At 37.7% G+C, this 18,917-nt stretch carries 15 protein-coding genes; 11 read left to right on the top strand and 4 right to left on the bottom strand.

From position 1 onward, the window contains the following. Nucleotides 1–86 precede the first annotated feature (86 nt). Nucleotides 87–1,316, top strand: coding sequence for an iron-sulfur cluster carrier protein ApbC (apbC, locus tag F959_RS14070; RefSeq protein WP_004881253.1), 1,230 nt, complete (start codon nucleotides 87–89; stop codon nucleotides 1,314–1,316). 148 nt (nucleotides 1,317–1,464) lie between these two features. Further along, the gene (locus tag F959_RS14065) at nucleotides 1,465–2,340 is read left to right on the top strand and encodes a 5'-methylthioadenosine/S-adenosylhomocysteine nucleosidase (RefSeq protein ID WP_004881251.1); all 876 of its coding nucleotides are present in this window, start codon (nucleotides 1,465–1,467) and stop codon (nucleotides 2,338–2,340) included. Between the two features lie 28 nt (nucleotides 2,341–2,368). Here the strand turns inward: F959_RS14065 and F959_RS14060 are convergent, their stop codons facing one another. Next, nucleotides 2,369–2,926 (bottom strand): DUF2062 domain-containing protein, encoded by a 558-nt coding sequence (locus tag F959_RS14060; protein ID WP_004881250.1) that lies wholly within the window; start codon nucleotides 2,924–2,926, stop codon nucleotides 2,369–2,371. 327 nt (nucleotides 2,927–3,253) lie between these two features. Between F959_RS14060 and F959_RS14055 the strand changes: the two genes are divergently transcribed. The 8 genes from F959_RS14055 to F959_RS14020 all read left to right on the top strand — a co-directional run bounded on the left by F959_RS14055 (nucleotide 3,254) and on the right by F959_RS14020 (nucleotide 14,953). Beyond that, on the top strand, nucleotides 3,254–3,847 hold the full coding sequence (locus tag F959_RS14055) for a LysE family translocator (protein ID WP_004881247.1): 594 nt from the start codon (nucleotides 3,254–3,256) through the stop codon (nucleotides 3,845–3,847). Nucleotides 3,848–3,953: 106 nt separating this feature from the next. Beyond that, nucleotides 3,954–4,523: a dCTP deaminase gene (gene dcd / locus F959_RS14050; protein ID WP_004881246.1), complete on the top strand. Its 570-nt coding sequence runs from the start codon at nucleotides 3,954–3,956 to the stop codon at nucleotides 4,521–4,523. 248 nt (nucleotides 4,524–4,771) lie between these two features. After that, entirely contained in the window at nucleotides 4,772–6,337 is a 1,566-nt protein-coding gene (locus F959_RS14045) for a hypothetical protein (RefSeq protein WP_004881243.1), read from the top strand. A gap of 73 nt (nucleotides 6,338–6,410) precedes the next feature. Next, on the top strand, nucleotides 6,411–7,895 hold the full coding sequence (locus F959_RS14040; RefSeq protein WP_004881241.1) for a tryptophan 7-halogenase: 1,485 nt from the start codon (nucleotides 6,411–6,413) through the stop codon (nucleotides 7,893–7,895). Between the two features lie 231 nt (nucleotides 7,896–8,126). Then, a complete protein-coding gene (locus F959_RS14035; protein ID WP_004881240.1) occupies nucleotides 8,127–10,355 on the top strand; it encodes a hypothetical protein in 2,229 nt (742 codons plus the stop codon). Between the two features lie 13 nt (nucleotides 10,356–10,368). Further along, nucleotides 10,369–11,172: a DUF6160 family protein gene (locus F959_RS14030; RefSeq protein ID WP_004881238.1), complete on the top strand. Its 804-nt coding sequence runs from the start codon at nucleotides 10,369–10,371 to the stop codon at nucleotides 11,170–11,172. Between the two features lie 32 nt (nucleotides 11,173–11,204). Beyond that, entirely contained in the window at nucleotides 11,205–13,808 is a 2,604-nt protein-coding gene (locus tag F959_RS14025) for a DUF6160 family protein (RefSeq protein WP_004881236.1), read from the top strand. Between the two features lie 95 nt (nucleotides 13,809–13,903). Further along, nucleotides 13,904–14,953: a DUF6160 family protein gene (locus tag F959_RS14020; RefSeq protein WP_004881235.1), complete on the top strand. Its 1,050-nt coding sequence runs from the start codon at nucleotides 13,904–13,906 to the stop codon at nucleotides 14,951–14,953. A 33-nt stretch (nucleotides 14,954–14,986) separates the two neighbouring features. Here the strand turns inward: F959_RS14020 and F959_RS14015 are convergent, their stop codons facing one another. From F959_RS14015 to F959_RS14005, 3 genes are all read right to left on the bottom strand, one after another. Beyond that, complete coding sequence (locus tag F959_RS14015; protein ID WP_004881233.1) at nucleotides 14,987–15,910, bottom strand: tRNA dihydrouridine synthase; 924 nt, start codon at nucleotides 15,908–15,910, stop codon at nucleotides 14,987–14,989. Between the two features lie 74 nt (nucleotides 15,911–15,984). Beyond that, entirely contained in the window at nucleotides 15,985–16,488 is a 504-nt protein-coding gene (locus tag F959_RS14010; RefSeq protein ID WP_004881231.1) for a hypothetical protein, read from the bottom strand. A gap of 26 nt (nucleotides 16,489–16,514) precedes the next feature. Next, nucleotides 16,515–17,324, bottom strand: coding sequence for a cytochrome C assembly family protein (locus tag F959_RS14005; protein ID WP_004881229.1), 810 nt, complete (start codon nucleotides 17,322–17,324; stop codon nucleotides 16,515–16,517). Nucleotides 17,325–17,471: 147 nt separating this feature from the next. On the opposite strand from F959_RS14005, the gene ffh reads away from it, so the two are divergent. Next, nucleotides 17,472–18,878, top strand: coding sequence for a signal recognition particle protein (gene ffh, locus F959_RS14000; RefSeq protein ID WP_004881228.1), 1,407 nt, complete (start codon nucleotides 17,472–17,474; stop codon nucleotides 18,876–18,878). The last annotated feature ends 39 nt before the right edge of the window (nucleotides 18,879–18,917 follow it).

Here is an 18,917-nt window from a genome sequence, read left to right as displayed (position 1 = left end):
TCTTTCTGGATATGAGCTTCAACTTTCTAATACTGCTACACTAGCCACACTCAGTGATACGTTGATCTGTTTTTGGAGTAAACAAAATGTCGTGGCTTTCTTCCTTAAAATCTGTTTTTTCACCAGCACAAGAAGTGAAGGAAGATGATATTCAAACTGTTCTCCAAAACTATGTTTTACCTAACTCTAGCAACGCTTTAAAAGATCGCATTAGCCAAGTGAATGTAGAAGGTCGGGTGTTACAGCTAACGATCAATACTTATCCTGAAGAAAAAGATTATTTACAACAGATCCATGATGATCTCGCTGATGCGTTAGAGAAATGCGGCATTCAAGAGTTGAATCTACATATTATTCAACAGAAACATGCAGCTCATGGCGAAGCAGGGCACAGTTGTTCATCTAAGCCAAAAGCTGAAAATAGCAATCTTCCACCTGTGATGGATGCATCTCCCAAAGCAGAAGTTGATCCAAACAACCCACCGATTCAAAAAGCAGCGCCACAGCAACGTGATGTAGCGGCGCATCCTCGTATCCAAAATGTGATTTTGGTGTCATCAGGCAAAGGCGGTGTAGGTAAATCTACAACAACTGTAAATCTTGCACTTGCATTACAAAAGTTAGGTCTAAAAGTAGGCGTTTTAGATGCTGATATCTATGGACCGAGTATTCCAACGATGTTGGGTAATTCAGGTAGAACACCGCTCATCGAAAATGAAAATTTTGTTCCTATTGATGCCTATGGCATGGCGGTTTTGTCGATTGGACATTTAATTGGTGCACATAACACACCTGTCGCTTGGCGTGGGCCGAAAGCAACAGGGGCATTAATGCAATTGTTTAATCAAACTCTTTGGCCTGATTTGGATGTGCTTGTAATTGATATGCCACCTGGTACAGGTGATATTCAACTTACACTGGCGCAACGTATTCCAGTAACAGGCGCAGTGATTGTAACAACCCCACAAAACGTTGCACTTATGGATGCAACTAAAGGTATTGAGCTATTTAATAAAGTTAACATTCCCGTGTTAGGTGTGATTGAAAATATGTCTACGCATATTTGTTCTAACTGTGGTCACGAAGAGCAAATTTTTGGTACGGGCGGTGGTGATCAGCTTTCTGAACAATACGAGATTCCATTGCTTGGACGTTTACCTTTGAACGTTCAAATTCGTGAAAATGCCGATAACGGTAAACCAAGCGTTGTTGCCCAAGATGAGGCAGCAGATAGTTATATGAACATAGCGCAAGCCGTTATGGTGCAAATGGATAAATTACCCAAGCGCCAACGTGATGATAAACGCATATTTTAAATGACCTAATAAAGCCCAGCGAATAAAGCTGGGTTTTTACTATTTGATTAAAAAAGTTATTTATTTAATTGTTTTAAAATAATTTATAAATCTAAAAATTGGTATGCAGATTGCTTGTAAGCTATTTTTACAAGTCTATAGGCAAATCATGTTGTTTAAGCGAATCATGGCCATCACAAGCGTTTGTAGTGCATTATTTCTTGGTGGGTGTAATGATGATAACAACCAATCATCTAGCTCATCATCTCCCCAGCCAAAGCAACTACAGCCAATCATTATACAAGGTGCCTTGCCTGTAGAGTCTGAAAGCATGGCTGCCAAACTAGATAATGTAAGTATTGAAACCATTGGTGGTTGGAAATTTTGGAAAGGAACATACAAGAGTTATCCAGTCATTATTTCTAAAACTCGAATGGGCATGAGTAATTCGGCTGCTGCGACCGCAATTGCAATTCAGCGCTATCGACCAATTGCTATCATTAATCAAGGAACGTCTGGTGGTCATGATCCAGTATTGCATGTATTCGATATTGTTCTAGGTAAATACACAACCAATATTGGGGCATTTAGAACGCCTAAACAGCCTGTTGGTGGAGGTTCAGACTCGCTGACATGGAATGAAGCGTTCGATGTGTTACCCGATGATGAATCAGATCCTGAGCCAATTGCGATCAGAAAATTTGAAGGGGATAATGACTTACTTCTTGCCGCTTATAACGCCAAAGTGAACTACACAAAAGGTCAAGTTGTTGAGGGTACGATTGGTTCCGCAGACGTGTGGAATAATGAGCTTGATCGAATTAATTTTTTCCATACCCGATATGGAACTTCTGTTGAGGAAATGGAAGCTGCTTCTGTTGCACAGATTGCGCAACAATTTAATGTTCCATTTCTAGGTATTCGTATTTTATCCAATAACATTACCAATAATGGAGCATATGACCCCGCGACTGGTGAGGCTTGTCAGGATTATGTTCTCGATGTGGTCGAACAATATATGAAAGCGAAAAGTCAAACGAATTGATTGTTAATAGAACAATAAGGAGGGGCTGTTAAGCGGTCTCTTCTTTTTGATATTTAGTTCTTTTTTTCCAGCTTCTGATGACAAGAAAACGCCAAATAACATGGGTGAGAACATAGAAAATAATTGCAAATAATATGGCTTCAATCACTAAACCAGACACTAAAATTTTCGCTAAACTAAAATCAATATGACCATGACCAAAGTTCTTAATCCAATTTACGATTTGGTGAAGTACGCCAAGCAGCATTTCTTTGTTAATCATGTTGACATGGTAGATCTTAGTACCAAACCAAAAGCCTAGATAGAGAATGGGAACCACTGTAAAAGGATTGGTTAACCAAGCCATGCAAAGACCGATTGGTAAATTTACCTCAAACCAAAGAACAGTCAATATAATAAATAGACTGTGAAATGGAACTGGAAGAATTCCCCAAAATGTTCCAATAAACATTGCTTTTGCAATCGAGTGGCGATTTACGTACCAAAGTAATGGATTTAAGGTTTGTTGACCAAAAATTCGCATAAACTTAATACTTGCAACCTTTTCAGATGAAGGTAGCCACTTATGAAAGAATTGCTTAGGCATAAAGAAATGGTGACATAAGATAAAAGCATGATCGCTGTATGATTATAAAATAACATTATTTGCTTAGATAAAACTTAAAAATTTTTCAGGGTCATTATCTTTGTAAAATATAAGAAAATTTTCAAAGTAATCTTTACATAGACGTTTTATTAAACACCTTTAAATAAATGACTATTGAGTAGCTTTTGCTAGAAATTCATAAATATGAAATAAAATAAATAGTTGGTAAATGATTGAAGCAATATGGATATAAGTGTTTACAGTTGTTTTTTTGCTATAAATTTGTAATTGGATTAATCTCAAATAATCCTTTAGTGAGGTCATTTGATGATTTCATGGTTTTTTATTGGTTTAGTTATAACCATATTATTTACTCCTGGTCCAACAAACACTCTGCTTGCATCTTCAGGTGTACAAGTTGGTATCAAAAGATCACTTCTACTTATCCCAGCAGAAGCGATAGGCTACATTTTGGCAATTACGGTTTGGGGGTTATTCATAGGTAAAATTTCAGCAACTTTGCCTTTAGTTCCAGCTTTTCTTAAGTTGATTAGTGCAGTATATATCCTATATCTAGCTGTGAAATTATGGCGTACTGCAAATCAGCATGTGGCTTTAAATCAGCCCACGATTCGACCACGTGAGTTGTTGTGCGCGACATTGTTAAATCCCAAAGTCCTTTTATTCGCATCAGCAATTTTTCCAGCTTTAGCATGGAAAGACCAAGAGGTTTATCTCTTACATATAAGTGTATTTGTAGGCTTGATTTTGCCGATCGCATTATTTTGGATTTATGTTGGGTCAATGTTAGCTACCAATAAAGTAAAATGGTTATCACAGTCTAAGTTGCAACGCACAGCTTCGGTAATCTTGGTCAGTTTTTCGATCCCAATCAGTTATTCCGCACTTATTAATTTATAAACGTTATTACAGTATTCGCAGCAACAGCCATGAGCTGTTATTTTCATTGCTGCTGTTTTGCGTTAAAGTAGCCGCCAATCATTCATTAAGATTTTGGATAAAAGTCATGGCAATAAAATCTGATCGTTGGATTCGTGAGATGAGCGAAAAACACGGCATGATTGAACCTTATGCAGAGAATCAAGTTCGTTTCGGAGAAAACGGAGATAAGTTGATTTCTTATGGGGTATCTAGCTATGGCTATGATGTTCGCTGTGCGCGTGAATTTAAAGTTTTCACAAATGTGCATTCTGCAATTGTTGATCCAAAAAACTTCGATGATAAAAGCTTTATTGATATTGAGTCTGATGTTTGCATTATTCCACCAAACTCATTTGCGCTTGCGCGTACAATCGAATACTTCCGTATCCCACGTAATGTTTTAACTGTTTGTTTGGGTAAATCAACCTATGCGCGTTGCGGTATTATTGTAAATGTAACGCCTTTAGAACCAGAGTGGGAAGGTCACGTAACGCTTGAGTTTTCAAACACAACAAATTTACCGGCACGTATTTACGCAGGGGAAGGTGTCGCACAAATGCTTTTCTTTGAAAGCGATGAGGTGTGTGAAACATCATATAAAGATCGTGGTGGTAAGTACCAAGGTCAAACTGGTGTGACCTTACCTAAGACCTAAATTAAAAAACCCATCATCTGTAAATGATGGGTTTTTTAATTTAATGATTTTAAAAAATTCTTCATTCATCACAAAAAGTGTTCAGACGAATGAAGCTAGTAATTAATAAAAAATAAGATACAATCAGTATAATTTGATTTGTTTTTGTACAGGATCACGGAAATTACTGCAGCTATATAAGTGAGTATTCGATCATACAGAAACAAGTAATAAAAAGAACATATGGAAGTTTTAACACGGAGGTCGTTATGCGACAGTTTAGGTTTCTTAATTTGGCATTATTAGCCTTAGGTAGTTTATGTTTAAACTCAGCATATGCAGCCTCTTCAACACTTCATAGCTTGACTGATAGTGAAATGTCTGCAGCAACTGGGCAAGCATTAATGAGTTTGTCTTATATTGCACCCACTGATTCTGCTAACTTGGAAACATTGAGGAACAGCAGCAGTAATATTGGCTTCTATAAACTAGGTTTAGAGGCAAAAGTTGAGTTGAATGCAAATATTCGAAATCTTCAGCTTGGTTGCGGTGGTGTGAATGGTGCTGGTGCTTGTGATATCGATATTAAAAATCTTTCACTTAGTGGCTTAAATGATGGTACGGTCGCTAGTGGTTCGCAACAAGGTAGTCCTACTTTTAGTGGCGATCGAGCAGCTACTAGTGCACAAATTACTAATCCATTTCTAGAGTTTGCAATTAAAAACCCTGATTCTGCCTCAACACGAGAGGTTGCAGGTTTTCGTTTAAGCGCAGAAGCAATAGAAGGATTATTAAGTGCTGGTTTGGAAAATTCAGGTATTTTATCTTCTACTGATGGTATTCAGAGCCTAAGTGGTTATCTGCAATTGGCGAATTTATCTGGAGAGGTGTCTACACAGGCAACTACTTTTGGTGCTGCTGGAGCAGCAGGTTGTGCGGCAATTGTTGGTCAAGCAAATGGTTCATGTCAGGCAATTGCAGGTAAAATCAATTCAACGATTGGTGGTCAGCGTGGCTTTGTGAGTTATACTTCTGCCGCTTCTTCTGATACATTAGGTATTTCTGTGCCGAGTTTGACGGTGCCTTTTACTAAAAATACGACTTCAGTTATTACGGGAAACCGTATGACGTCTGCTGTGGTAAATAATATTAATGTCACTGTTCCTCATATAGCATTAGACTGTGCACGTTCAAATAGAGCTAGCGCAGCTGCATGTGGTAATGCGCCGACAAGTAATTTCGTAAATCAACTATCTGTAGATTTAATTCAATATGGAAATTATCCTAATGGTACAAGTTTAACAACAAATGGTAATAGTACAGACTGTATCACTGTTATATTTATTTGTGTCGTTGGTACAGCCCAATTCCAAATGGGGGCTGGATCTACTTTAGATGGTTTGAACTTAAACGTAACCTTTAATGAGGCATTGAACTTATTCCATAATATTCCTTTAAGGGGTACGGGTGGCTATCTTGCATTGCAAAAGCAAGCTTTACAGTGGCCAGGTTCAAATAGTGATGATATTGCGCAAACAGGTTGGTGGTTATCATTTAAAGATCCAATTGATTTAGGATACTTAACATCTACAAATAAAGCCGATATTTCAGCTGTATTGCCGCAAGTTGCTGGTTTTGTTACACAAGCATTAATGCAAGGAAGTGATATTCCTGTGAGTCTTATCGATGGTCTAAATGCAGCAACAGGAAATCCGCTTGTAAAAACACTCAATATTGATGTAAGTAGTCAAACGGCAAATCTATCATTGAGTAATTTGCAGTTGACTTCGCAGTATGTCACCAGTAACTGCTATGGTGGTAATCAATTCTGCTAAATTAAATATGTCGCGATGATTTAGAGAAAAGCAGCTTCGGCTGCTTTTACTATTTTTTATTAGGATAAGAAGAATGTTGAATCTACGAGGGATGAATAGAGTTGTAGTTGTTGGTGGAGGAACTGCTGGTTGGTTTGCAGCTTTACAGCTTAGGCAGCTTTTTAGCGCATCTGTTGAAATTATGGTGATTTCAGCTCCACAAATACCGATTGTTGGTGTTGGAGAGGGAGGGGTATTAAATCTTCTTACTGTATTACATGATTTAAATGTTGATTTGAAGGACTTTATTGCTAAAACAGGTTCAACATTAAAGTTAGGTTTTAGATATGAAAGTTGGCGAACAGGTCAATCAGATGATTATTATTACCATTTATTTCCTTTAGCAACAGATGATTTTGTCTGGAATGAAAATGGTTATAACCCATTTTTATCTGGTTTGTTTAATCATGGCATTGATATCAGCAAGTATATGGCTTCATATCAATTTAGTGAAGAAAAAAAGCCTTTTGAGGAAGTTCTAAAAATTCTATTAGAAGGTAAGAATAATTTTGGAGCATCTCTTCATTTTGATACTTTTAGAGTTGGTCAGTATTTAAGGGATATTGCTATTGCAAGAGGAATTCTTCATGTTGAAGAGAAAGTTGAGAGTTTTCAAATTGATACGCTAACTGGGCATATTTCTTCGATTTGTTTAGAAAAACGTAATATAGATTGTGATTTTTTAATTGATGCATCTGGGTTTGCTAGGTTATTAATTGGAAAGCAATATCAGAGTGAATGGTGCTCATTTTCAGATGTGTTACCATTAAATCGTGCATTACCTTTTCATTTGCAATATGGGGATGAGCCGAAAGAGTTAGTCACACGTGCTACGGCTATGAGTTCAGGTTGGATGTGGCAAATTCCGCTTCAGGAAAGAATTGGTGCTGGATATGTTTTTCATGATGAGTTTATAAGTGATCAGCAAGCTCAACGAGAAGTTGAAGCATGGCTCGGATGTGAAATAAAGCCAGCTAAACCAATTTCATTTGAAGCAGGTTGTTACAAGGAAGTCTGGATCAAAAATGTTGTTGCAATTGGGCTTGCATCTGGATTTGTTGAACCATTAGAGGCTACTTCTATTGGCCAAATGCTGACACAATTACAGTTGCTCGTCTCGTTTATTAAAGAAAATCACGGCATTATATCTAAGCAAAATATAGATTGTTTTAATCAACAAAATACACAATTTTGGTTTGGAATACGTGATTTTATTCGAATGCATTATGATACAGGTAGAAGTGATACTGATTTTTGGAAATTTATGTTGACGGTACAGCAACCTGAAACCTATCAGGAGTTGAAAAAATGTTGGGTCTACAGAACGCCTAGAGATATTGATTTTGTACAGCATAGTATGGGTGGGGTTTCTATGTTTAGTGTTGCTAGTTGGTTCGCTGTTGGTGCGGGAGTGGGAATAATCAAACCAGATGCAACTGCGACGGAGCTCTACGCTTTGTCACCTGAAAAAAAAGCTAGAGTTGCAAAGTTTTTGCATGAGTTTAAGAGAAATTCATAAAAAATAAAATTTCATCTTTATTTATGTAAAAGCATCGTTGCTTCATCGGAAAAATGTAACCATTTCTCTGTTTGTTTTGCAATTGTGTAATTATTAGGCATAATATTATTCAGGTTTTATAGTTCGAACTTTATAAGTTTCGGAAAGATGTTTGGATGCGTCTATATAAAATCACTTAATAAATTTAAGAAAAAAAGTTGGTGCGGAGCATCGAGTAACAGGAAGGTTTAGATGGCTACACTTTATACGGTATCATTCAAAAGAACTGTATTGGCAACGCTAATCGGATTATGTTTAAGCCGATATGCTTTTGCGTTGCAAGAACTATCTGACGATGGTTTGAGTGCTACTACAGGTGAAGGGATCGCAATCCTTCCAACTAATACATTCATGATTCTTCGCGCTGCTGGTCCTAATGAAACTCAAAATGCTCTGTTAAATGATCGCACAAAAGATACGGGTTATATCCACTATTTACCTGTTGGTGGTTTGACTTCAATTGTACAAGATACAAATAAAGATGGGTATGTTTCAGATGGTGTTACGGCAATTGGTGGTTCTGTCCGTCCTGTAGATCATTCTGTTGGTAAGGCTGACTTATATTTATATGGTTTGGCTCTATCAAAAAATGCCAATAATGATGTAAATAGTCGTTTTGACTCTGGTTTGACAGGTTTGATTGCAAACGCTGCGATTGCAAGTTGGGGATCTGCCCAAAACCCTTGGATTTTCAAAACAACAACGGCAAAAAATGTTCCTAATTTCAGTGCTGCGAATTGTACTGGTGCTTCGGATCTTTCATGCCAAATTACATATCTTAATTTAGAAGCTCCATTATATGATATTACTCGTCCAACTACTGCTGAAGCGGGGGCAGACGCTTATAACTTGAAATTAGCCTTTTGGACGGATGCTTTTGTTCGAGACCAAAGTAAAGCAGAAGGAAGTGTTGATCAGTTCAATTTAGGTGAGAATTTTGGAACAACAGCAGCGGGACGAGCAAATCGTTTACGACTTCAAGCCATTTGGAATGGATTTAGTATAAATGGTAGTAACTTACAAATGTTTCAAACACTGAATGGTGCTACTAATACAAAAGGTATGAGTTCATTTTACAACAATACATTAGGTTTGGCTGGAGTTCTCCGTTTTAATAGTGGTGATGGTGCTAATTTAAAAGCAACAATGACAGATACCACCACGAGTTCAATTGGAACGACATCTGCATGGACAACTATTAGTAATGGTCAGGACACAACTTTTGGTACATCTAAAACAGCATCTACTGGTAACTGTGGTAATGCTAGTACAGGGAATTTTACTGCTACCGCTGGCTCAGCTGGTTGTAAATATATAGTCCAAAATCAAAAAAGAACAGATACACAAACGCGAACTAGGACTTGGACTGCGCCAAATGTACAGGGCGTATTGAGATTAAGTACAAGAGAAACAGCTGATACTGATCGTTTAGCTACTCCTGCTACTGGGGGGGCTTCTCCTAATTTTGCATCAAATGAAGGTTTATATATATATAATCTGAATGCTAATTTGGTTTTAGGTAGTTTGTATCAACCTGTAATTTTGGGCTCTGATGGTAAAAACTTAAGTCTAGAAATAGCTCGAATTCCAAATAAACCAGAAATCTACAAGAAAATTTATACTGATTATTCTGGTACTGATGCCACTTATTTAGGTTCAACTTGTAATATTTATCAGTGTGGTACAAGTGACATTGCAAACTATCAAGGTGGTTCGCCGCGTACAGATTACTCTGCATCGGCACTTTCAAATAAAAAATTAGCAACACATAGTAGTATTAGTATTGGTACCGTATATAGTCCAGATGGTGGTAAAACATTACTCGCTTTTAAAGGTGATGCTTCAAATGATGCAATTGGTATCTCTTTTGGTGGTCCATTACAAAACAATACCTTAACAACAACAACATCGAATACAGCTATTCAGGTTCGATATGCCGAGAGAGCTATGAGTACCTCTACTTGGTTACAAAGTAGTAGGTGTACAGGTACTAACATATGGGGAACATGTAATAGTACTTCTGATACAACGGGCTATTTGTATCAATGGCAATATGATAATGGCACTAGTTTAGTTAACTCAGCAAATGGTTGGACTGCAACACCTACTAGTGCTGCATCATGTAATGGTGGTTCTGGCAGTTGTAATAACGTTTCAGGTACAACACCTATCTACGGTACCGTTGCTAATAGAACATGGTCTGATACCAATTTAAATGGGGGGGCTTGGAAGAGTACCTCTAGTGCTGCTGTAAATGCATTTATTGGTGCATCAAATGGTACGACAGGTTACGTAATACCAGCAACAAATACCGCCCCGATTCCAAATGTAGCAAGTCCAAGTCCAAGTACAAACTTTGGATCGGCTGTTATCGATGGCTTGCTTATTCAACACATGAAAATAACGACTACGGGTCTATAAAGGGAGCATAATAATGAAAAAAATCTCGATTATTCTCGTATCTTGTTTGATTGCAGTAACGTCATCGCATGCTGAATTACAAGCTTTAGATAATAATGCATTACAGGCGGTAGAAGGTCAGGCGGGCGCTGATCTCTCGCTAAAGTTATCTTTAAATCAAAACATTCTTTCAGATGCAGCCTTACAAGCAGGTACTGCACCGACCTTTAGTTGTACCAATTTGGAATACTGCCGTTTAGCTATTTCTTTTAATAAACGCTTTGTACAGAAAAAAACTACGGCTGATGCTAGTGGTCCTGCTGATACAGATCCAATCTGGAGTATCGCGGCTAGTGATCCTACAGCAGCGAATCCAGGCCATAAGTTGTGGTTGGTTATGAAGGGGCTTCAGGGAACCGTAAATATTCAAAAGCTAGGCTTAGATGGAACGGATTTGGTATATGCTCGAAAATCTGATGGAAGTCCTATGATTAAGCCTGCGATACAGTTAGGTTTTGATGCGACTCAACCTATCCAAATTCGAAATTTAGGATTTAGTGCATTATCTATTGAGCAAGATGTTGTTACTTCATATTATGATGCAAGTGGAAATTTGGTAGAAAATACGAGTACTTCACCAAATGATTATGGATATTTAAAAACATCGACCTATTCTCCAGTTCTAAAAAAAGTTGCAACAGTCGCAAATGGTGGAACAACTGCAAATAATTATGATGCTGGACGTGAAACAGGTTTTATGGGAGTACAAATGAATGGGAATTTAGCTCTACAAGGACAAATTAAAATTTTTGCATGTAGTGACCATTCTCGTTGTTAGTATAGTGCGGACCCAGTTCAAGGATTGAAGTGATGAAAATAAAAAATCAAAATCAGAGAAAAAAGTGGTTTGCTCTAAGTACACTAGCCACTAGCTTATTTTTTGTAAATCAAACTTCATTTGCTTTGCAAAGTTTGGATGATAGTGCTTTGCGAAGTGTCAATGGACAAGATGGTATTAGTATTTCAACAACATACGATGCAATTGATGTACAGCAGTTCTACTGGGAGGATGATGCTGGTCGTGGTAGTGTTGGTGCTACTAATACTAAGCTTCGAGCGATAGCTGAAGGCTTTAAAGTTCGTCAAAGTAATGCTTCTACACTACCATTAGGAACGAATTACCAAATTAATATTGGTAGTAATGCTGGTAAGTCTGGAGTGGATTTTAATATATCGAGTGATCCATCGTTAATTACTATTGATAATTTTAAGATATGTGATACAGAAACGATTGCTCGTTGTAGTGATCCAGTTGGTACCTTGGCTCTTCAAACGAGTTCTCCTTTAGGAATTACATTTAAAACACGTGATGGCTTATTTAGTAAAACAAGCCAATCGAGTTTAGTGTTGGGATTAAAAAATATTAACCTTTATCTTGGCCAAGTTGACGCAAGTAATCAGCTTAATCAACTTATACTTAAAAACCTTAACTTTAATTTCTTAGGTAAGGGGGTGATGTATGTTGATGATAAGGAAGGTTTACGAATACAGACAAATGCCGTTGGGACAGCTAATGCTTTAACAACTGATAAACCGAGTGGTACTTTAGGTTATGTTGATTTTACTAGAGTAGAAGATAGTGGTAGTGCAGCTTTAACTGCGCATACCTATAGTGACAGCTCTGGGAAAGCAACTAATGCAGGATTAAATCTTGAATTCATGACAAATAAAAATGTTGTGAATGCTGATAGTAATACAAGGTATGCGATTGACTCTAATACAAAAAGTCCAGTTGGCGCCAATGGGCTTATTCGTCTAGGAGCCAGTGGGCGTATGGTCAACGGCTCTTTACAAGTCCGCGGTATAACAAGTGGAACTTTAAATGATCCAGTTATTGGTACTGGGCAGTATGGAAGCCCGAACGGGACAAATATTATTGGTAAAGCAAACAATGGCGCAAGTGCAACTCCTATTCTTGGTGGAAATGTTATAGGTAATTCAGGTATCGCTTTTCGTATGAAAGCAGATTTTACGACTGAATCTGATATGATGCTTGATACCAATATGGATGGTACGCTCAGCGCTGATGAGAAGAAAAATGCGACACGATTAGAAATTGGCGGGGCTGGTCTAAATACTTACGGATTTGAGTTTGGTAATCTCACAGGACTTCAAGCTGGAAGTCGAGGGACTTTTGATAGTGGTAATATTTATATAAATCTTGCAGATACAAAGTCCATTCTAATACCAGCTAACTACGTATTTCAAACCAGCCGTTTTGGTAATGGCCAATTTTTAACCGGTGCGGCAGACTATACGCAAAATATCCATACAGGTACCGGAAATACAAACCCTTATAGTATTATATTAGCTGTTCGTGGAGCTGAGTTCCAAGCAATTTCTAAACAAGGTCGTTTTACGAATAGTGCTACTTATAATCCAGCTGCAGGTTATCAGCCTATTATCGAACATGATGGAAGCAATAATACGACAAATAAGTTGAATACATGGGGATTGGCATTACCTTTCTATAACTTAAATGCAAATATGGCGATGTATGGAACCTCGGTAGATGCATCAACTGTTTATGCATTTGATAAAAATGGTGTGAAAACAGCTATTGGGTCAGGTAATACTCCTCGATTAGGTTTTTCTTTGGCAATGAGTACAAGTGGCATTGATAGAGATGCGAGTTTTGTCCCTCAAGGAAACAAAACGACTTCAATCCTAGTAGTTGATGGTGGCGATAACGATAATAATAGCGTTAATGGTGTCCAGCCAACCAATTACTATATTGGACTCCGTAATATTGATATGTTGCTAAAAGGAGCGGGGACAATCGGGGTTGAAAAGGGTAGCTTTAATGCTAGCTTAAAAGACATGCTAATCGTAATGGCAGCAGAATTAGCTGCAGGTTATTTGCCAGGATCAACTTATAAAACTTGTGCACAATTAGCTAGTGCTACTGGATGTGCGACTCGTAGTGTTGCTCCTGCTAATAGCTTTGCTTTAAATGATGATGTTTTGTTAGGCCTTAAACTTCGTATTGGTGGTGATATGGATTTATCATTAATCCCAAATAATGAGTATAAGTCTGATGGAACAGGTAATAGTCTTATTATTGCTGGTGACTTAACTCTTAAAGGAACTGGTAACACTATTCAAATTAGTGATCCAACAGATGGTTCTACACTAGGGTTAGATAATCTGTCTGGTAAAATGGCATTTAATAACTCAATTGTAATTGGTCGTCATAGCTCTGGTGAGGGGATGGTTGGATTTAATACGGGTCTTACTTTCAATCCAGCAGGGACAAATGGAACTGGCACTAATGCGGAAAAAATAGCTGGTGTATTTAGAGCTAGAGATATTAATCTATACCCACCTAGCACAGGTGCAGGAGCACGCTTGGGAGAGATGGTTCTTACCGGTGGGCAGTTAAATAGTCAATTAGGTATTATCCCTAGGAATTAGTTATATATTTACCAGATTTTTTTAGTATTGATATGATGTTTTTCTATGCTAGAATGTTGGTTGTTATTTAAGCGTTTGTCTTAAGGATTAGGACAATGAAGAAAAAGAATATTTTAGGATGTTTATTGTTATTGAGTCCTTATTCAATGGCAATGCAACCAATGGATGATCAGAGTTTATCTTCCACTGTTGGGCAAGACGGTATAAATATTACTGTAAATACATCTAAAGTTGAGTTTGATCAAATTGCGATTATAGATAGCGATGGTTTATCAAATGGTAGTTACACTTCGACAGATTATACAAATCGTGCTGGCTTAGTTATAGGTGGCATTGCTGGTCAAACTCCTATAACTGCATCAAAACCAAACCCTGTTGCAATTGTGGGCATTGATGCAAGTAATGCTGATACATCACTACCGCTTATTAAAGCATCTATAGATACTGATAAAGGTACTGGAACAAACGGTGCTTTTGCTAACATCGCAATTTCATTTGATGGGAATTACAGCGGGTTTCGTATCAAGCCATTTTCTATTTATACTGCGGATGCGAATAATTTATCCAATGTAAGTGGCAGTGTTTATACTCGAAAATCTATTTTTGATATTTCTTCTGCTATTAAATTACAGTCAGGTGTTAAAGAGTTATTGCGTGTCAAAGATAATTTTGATATCAAATTTTTAGCCTCTAATAAGCCTAAAATTAATATTCAATTAGGTGGAGCACCTCAAAGTCATATGTTTATGTTTGATGGTGCAATTGAGTCAATTTGTGGGACAGGCACAGGCTGTAACATGATGTTAGTCTCTGATTATTCTACACCGGGAGATTCATCAACGACGCCTATAGGTGCTAGTTTTGATTTTCAATTCAAAGCGACTAACGCTACGAGTGGCTTTGGCTTGAATGGGTTTTATGCTGGTATCATGGGACCCACACCAGGAGATTTTGGTGGGATTGTTTTTGGAAATCCAAATAAAACCGATGAGTTTGATTTAAGTTTAAACAACGTAAAACTAGGCAATACAATAGGTACGCTTGATCCAAATGTTTTTAACGGATTGCAGAATAATTCAATTGGAAATATTGGAATGAAAGGAGCATCGGTCACTAATCTTCAAATGAAAATTAGTGGTATGTAAATTTAGAATAAAGAGGGGAGATATTCTCCCTTTTTATATTAAATAATCAAGAATTTGATCAAGCTGCTTCTCTTTTTTTACTTTTCCCCATAGCTCTTGTGCTTCTGGATAAGCTTTAGTCATCATCCCCAACCATTGTTTATAACGGCCAATCATTCCGATTTCTGTTTTATATTGACCACTTAAGAAACGTTGCTGTAATTCGACTAAATCAGACCATGAAAGAATTGCTTGGTCTTTATTTTGGCGGATACACAAAGTTAAATCTGGTGTGGTTACTGCACCGCGACCAATCATTAAGTCTTGGCAATGAGATTGTTCTAAACAGGCTTTGGCATCTGCATTATTCCAAATCTCGCCATTTGCGATGACATTAATTTTTAATGCTTCGGTAATTGGTTGAATTTTTTCCCAATAAGCAGGAGGTGTATAACCATCTGCTTTGGTTCTAGCATGTACAGTAAGCCAACTGGCACCTGCATCTTCAATGGCATGTGCATTGTCTAGAGTGTGATCTTCATCTAAATAGCCTAAACGCATTTTTGCAGAAACGGGTATGTGTTTTGGGACAGCATCACGTACAGCCTTGACGAGTAAGTGAACGGTTTCTGGTTCATCAAGCAGGATAGATCCGCCACGATGCCGATTCACTGTTTTAGCAGGGCATCCAAAGTTTAAATCAATTGCAGGAGCACCTAGCTCAACGACTTTTGCTGCATTAGCAGCAAGCATGTCTGGATTGTTGCCAAGAAATTGTACATGTACAGGCGTGCCAGCTGCGGTTTTACCGCCATTTTTCAGTTCTGGACAAAAGCTATAGTAGATATGATCTGGCTGAATGCTATCAGTAATACGGATAAACTCGGTCACGCACCAATCAAAACTGCCAACATGGGTGAGCACATCACGCATGATTGGATCAGTAAGACCTTCCATCGGGGCGAGTACAAGTTTCACGATTTTTACCTAAATAAGCGAAAACAGCGTTATACGCATTTTTTGGTAAGATGTCTATAAAATGATATTGTGTTCTACACAGGCTGATGTTGAGGGTTTACTGAGAAGTTAATCCATAAGTTTTCATCATCAAAGTTTTGCACATACAGTTTAATTTTTTGTTGAGGATAAATATTGTCTGTTCCTAAAATGGATTCGCAGTCTTTGTAGTTCACTAAACCCAAAAAAATTTCTCCATATTTAACAATAACACCTTGTGGATAGAAACAAACAATCTCTGTATCAATATTTTGATTGATGTGAAGTTTGCTTTTTAAGCTATCCCATGCATCTACATGTTGCGATATAGATTTATTCCAAAAACTTAAAAATTCTTCCTTTGTAATAAGAGATAATTCTTCTAAATGTTCTTCGAAGCTTCCTTCAGGTAGAAAAAAATTAGATTGTTCATTTATAAAAGCTGTATTCAAGATTATTGATGATGTGCTACAGATTGCTCTTAAACAGTAATGTTCCTGATCTAGTTCATACAGGATTATTGTCTTATCTATATCTGTATATTTATAGTAAGAATACATTATGATTCCATTTTAGAACGTTTCTATTAACGTCCTAATATCATTTCTAAAACAAATTTACTGCCGATAAATCCAATCGCGAGCAAGATAAAACCCGTTATGGTAAAGCGAATTGCCTTGCGCCCACGCCAACCGAATTTGTAGTGACCAATCAATAGAGCACCATATAAAAACCACGAAATAATACTGAATGCAGTTTTATGTGCGAGGTGTTGGGCGAAGAAATTATCGATGGTAAAGAAGCCAAATAGCAAGGCAACAGTTAAAAGTCCAAAACCTGTAATGATTAAGTCAAATAGCAGGGATTCCATCACTTGAAATGGAGGGAGTAAATTGACCCAAATTCTTCTTTTTTGTTTTTTCTTGAGTTCACGATCTTGAAACCATAGTAAGACAGCTTGAATCGTCGCCATTAATAAAACGGCATAAGCAGAAAGTGATAAAATAATATGAAAATCAAGACCAATGCTATGCTGCTCAATCACTTGATTGGCTTGGCTAAACGCATAACCTAAAATTAAACCAATTGCGGCTACAGGTGTACCAATTAAATTTAACGGTAGAATCGGGCGAATCAAACTTAGAATTAAACTTAAGGCAAGCATTAAGCCAGACGTGAAAGAAATTAGATTAAACACATCATAATTGACGCCAATAGGGGTCACCATATCTTGGTAAAGAACTACCCCGTGAAGAGCAAGCCCCAAGACGACGATAAGACCATAGCACCAAATATTTGGAGTACGTTTTGACATTAAATGGATAAACAGATACCAAAAAGAACTGGTATATGCGACCAGTGCCAAAATTGTGTAAACCAAGGGGAGACTGATCATGTCAAACCTTTTTTAGGAGGATGAATAATATTCACCATATAAGATATAAATTCGCTTCGAACTACAGTATCCTATAGCATTCTATGCATAAATTTTCTATTTTAAGAAAGATTTTTTTGCAACTAGCCATTTTAAGCGGATTTCGCAATGTTTGATACCTTAACAGAACGACTCACACAGAGTTTAAGAAATGTTACTGGCTCAGGGCAGCTGACCGAAGACAATATTAAAGATACCTTACGTGAAGTACGTATGGCACTTCTTGAAGCCGATGTGGCGTTACCTGTAACTCGTGAATTTATCGCGAAGGTTAAGGAAGAAGCACTCGGTCAGGAAGTTATGACTCAGCTTTCTCCTGGTCAGGCATTTGTAAAAATTGTCTATGATGAACTCACCAAGATGATGGGTGAGGCAAATGAGACCTTAGATTTAAGTGCAAAACCTCCTGTTGTTGTATTACTTGCTGGTTTACAGGGTGCTGGTAAGACGACAACTGCCGCAAAATTAGCGCGTTTCTTAAAAGAACGTCAAAAGAAAAAAGTGATGACCGTTTCTGCTGACGTGTATCGTCCAGCGGCAATTAAGCAGTTAGAAACAGTTTCAAATGATGTTGGTGTTGGTTTTATCCCATCTGAGGCTTCTGAAAAGCCGATTGATATTGTGAATCGTGCCATTGAGCAAGCGAAAATTCAGTTTGCTGATGTCTTGATTGTCGATACAGCAGGTCGTTTACATGTCGATGAAGACATGATGGACGAAATTAAAGAGTTACACGCAGCGGTTAAACCAACAGAAACATTGTTTGTTGTCGATGCGATGACAGGTCAAGATGCTGCCAATACCGCAAAAGCATTTAATGATGCTTTGGCTTTAACTGGTGTAATTCTCACTAAAACTGATGGTGATGCCCGTGGTGGTGCAGCACTTTCTGTTCGTGCAATCACAGGTAAACCAATCAAATTCTTGGGTATTGGTGAAAAACTTGATGCATTAGAGCCATTCCATCCTGATCGCGTAGCGCAACGTATCTTAGGGATGGGTGACGTACTTTCTTTGGTCGAAGAAGTTGAACGTAAAATCGACAAAGAAAAAGCCGAAAAAATGGCGAAAAAATTGCAAAAAGGCGGTACCTTCAACTTTGAAGATATGCTGATGCAATTTGAGCAAATGAGCAAAATGGGCGGCATGATGGGCTTCTTGGACAAGTTGCCTGGTATGAGTAATGCGGGTATTCAGGACGCGATTGAAAAAGCAAATCCTGAAAAGCAAGTTAAGCGTATGGAAGCGATTATTCAATCCATGACGGTTAAAGAGCGCCGTAACCCAGATTTAATGAATCCAAGTCGTAAAAAGCGTATTGCTGCGGGTTGTGGTATGGATGTTGCTGAAGTCAATAAGCTGATCAAGCAACAAGCACAAATGGCGAAAATGATGAAGAAGTTTGCGAATCCATCTGGTATGAGCAAGATGTTGAAATCATTAGGTAATATGCAAAAACAATTTGGTGGCGGAAATATGGGACCTCTATTTGGTAATAATGACCAAAAGAAATAATCTCTGTTTTGTTAAAAAAAGGTGCTTTAAAGCACCTTT

The sequence above is a fragment of the Acinetobacter venetianus RAG-1 = CIP 110063 genome, assembly GCF_000368585.1.
GTDB classification, from domain to species: domain Bacteria; phylum Pseudomonadota; class Gammaproteobacteria; order Pseudomonadales; family Moraxellaceae; genus Acinetobacter; species Acinetobacter venetianus.
Note: the sequence above shows the minus strand (reverse complement) of the source record. Positions and strands in the feature narration are given on the sequence as shown.

Coding starts and splice junctions, on each gene's coding strand:
- apbC (WP_004881253.1), top strand. CDS start 87: ATGTCGTGGCTTTCTTCCTTAAAATCTGTTTTTTCACCAGCACAAGAA.
- F959_RS14065 (WP_004881251.1), top strand. CDS start 1,465: ATGTTGTTTAAGCGAATCATGGCCATCACAAGCGTTTGTAGTGCATTA.
- F959_RS14060 (WP_004881250.1), bottom strand. CDS start 2,926: ATGCCTAAGCAATTCTTTCATAAGTGGCTACCTTCATCTGAAAAGGTT.
- F959_RS14055 (WP_004881247.1), top strand. CDS start 3,254: ATGATTTCATGGTTTTTTATTGGTTTAGTTATAACCATATTATTTACT.
- dcd (WP_004881246.1), top strand. CDS start 3,954: ATGGCAATAAAATCTGATCGTTGGATTCGTGAGATGAGCGAAAAACAC.
- F959_RS14045 (WP_004881243.1), top strand. CDS start 4,772: ATGCGACAGTTTAGGTTTCTTAATTTGGCATTATTAGCCTTAGGTAGT.
- F959_RS14040 (WP_004881241.1), top strand. CDS start 6,411: ATGTTGAATCTACGAGGGATGAATAGAGTTGTAGTTGTTGGTGGAGGA.
- F959_RS14035 (WP_004881240.1), top strand. CDS start 8,127: ATGGCTACACTTTATACGGTATCATTCAAAAGAACTGTATTGGCAACG.
- F959_RS14030 (WP_004881238.1), top strand. CDS start 10,369: ATGAAAAAAATCTCGATTATTCTCGTATCTTGTTTGATTGCAGTAACG.
- F959_RS14025 (WP_004881236.1), top strand. CDS start 11,205: ATGAAAATAAAAAATCAAAATCAGAGAAAAAAGTGGTTTGCTCTAAGT.
- F959_RS14020 (WP_004881235.1), top strand. CDS start 13,904: ATGAAGAAAAAGAATATTTTAGGATGTTTATTGTTATTGAGTCCTTAT.
- F959_RS14010 (WP_004881231.1), bottom strand. CDS start 16,488: ATGTATTCTTACTATAAATATACAGATATAGATAAGACAATAATCCTG.
- F959_RS14005 (WP_004881229.1), bottom strand. CDS start 17,324: ATGATCAGTCTCCCCTTGGTTTACACAATTTTGGCACTGGTCGCATAT.
- ffh (WP_004881228.1), top strand. CDS start 17,472: ATGTTTGATACCTTAACAGAACGACTCACACAGAGTTTAAGAAATGTT.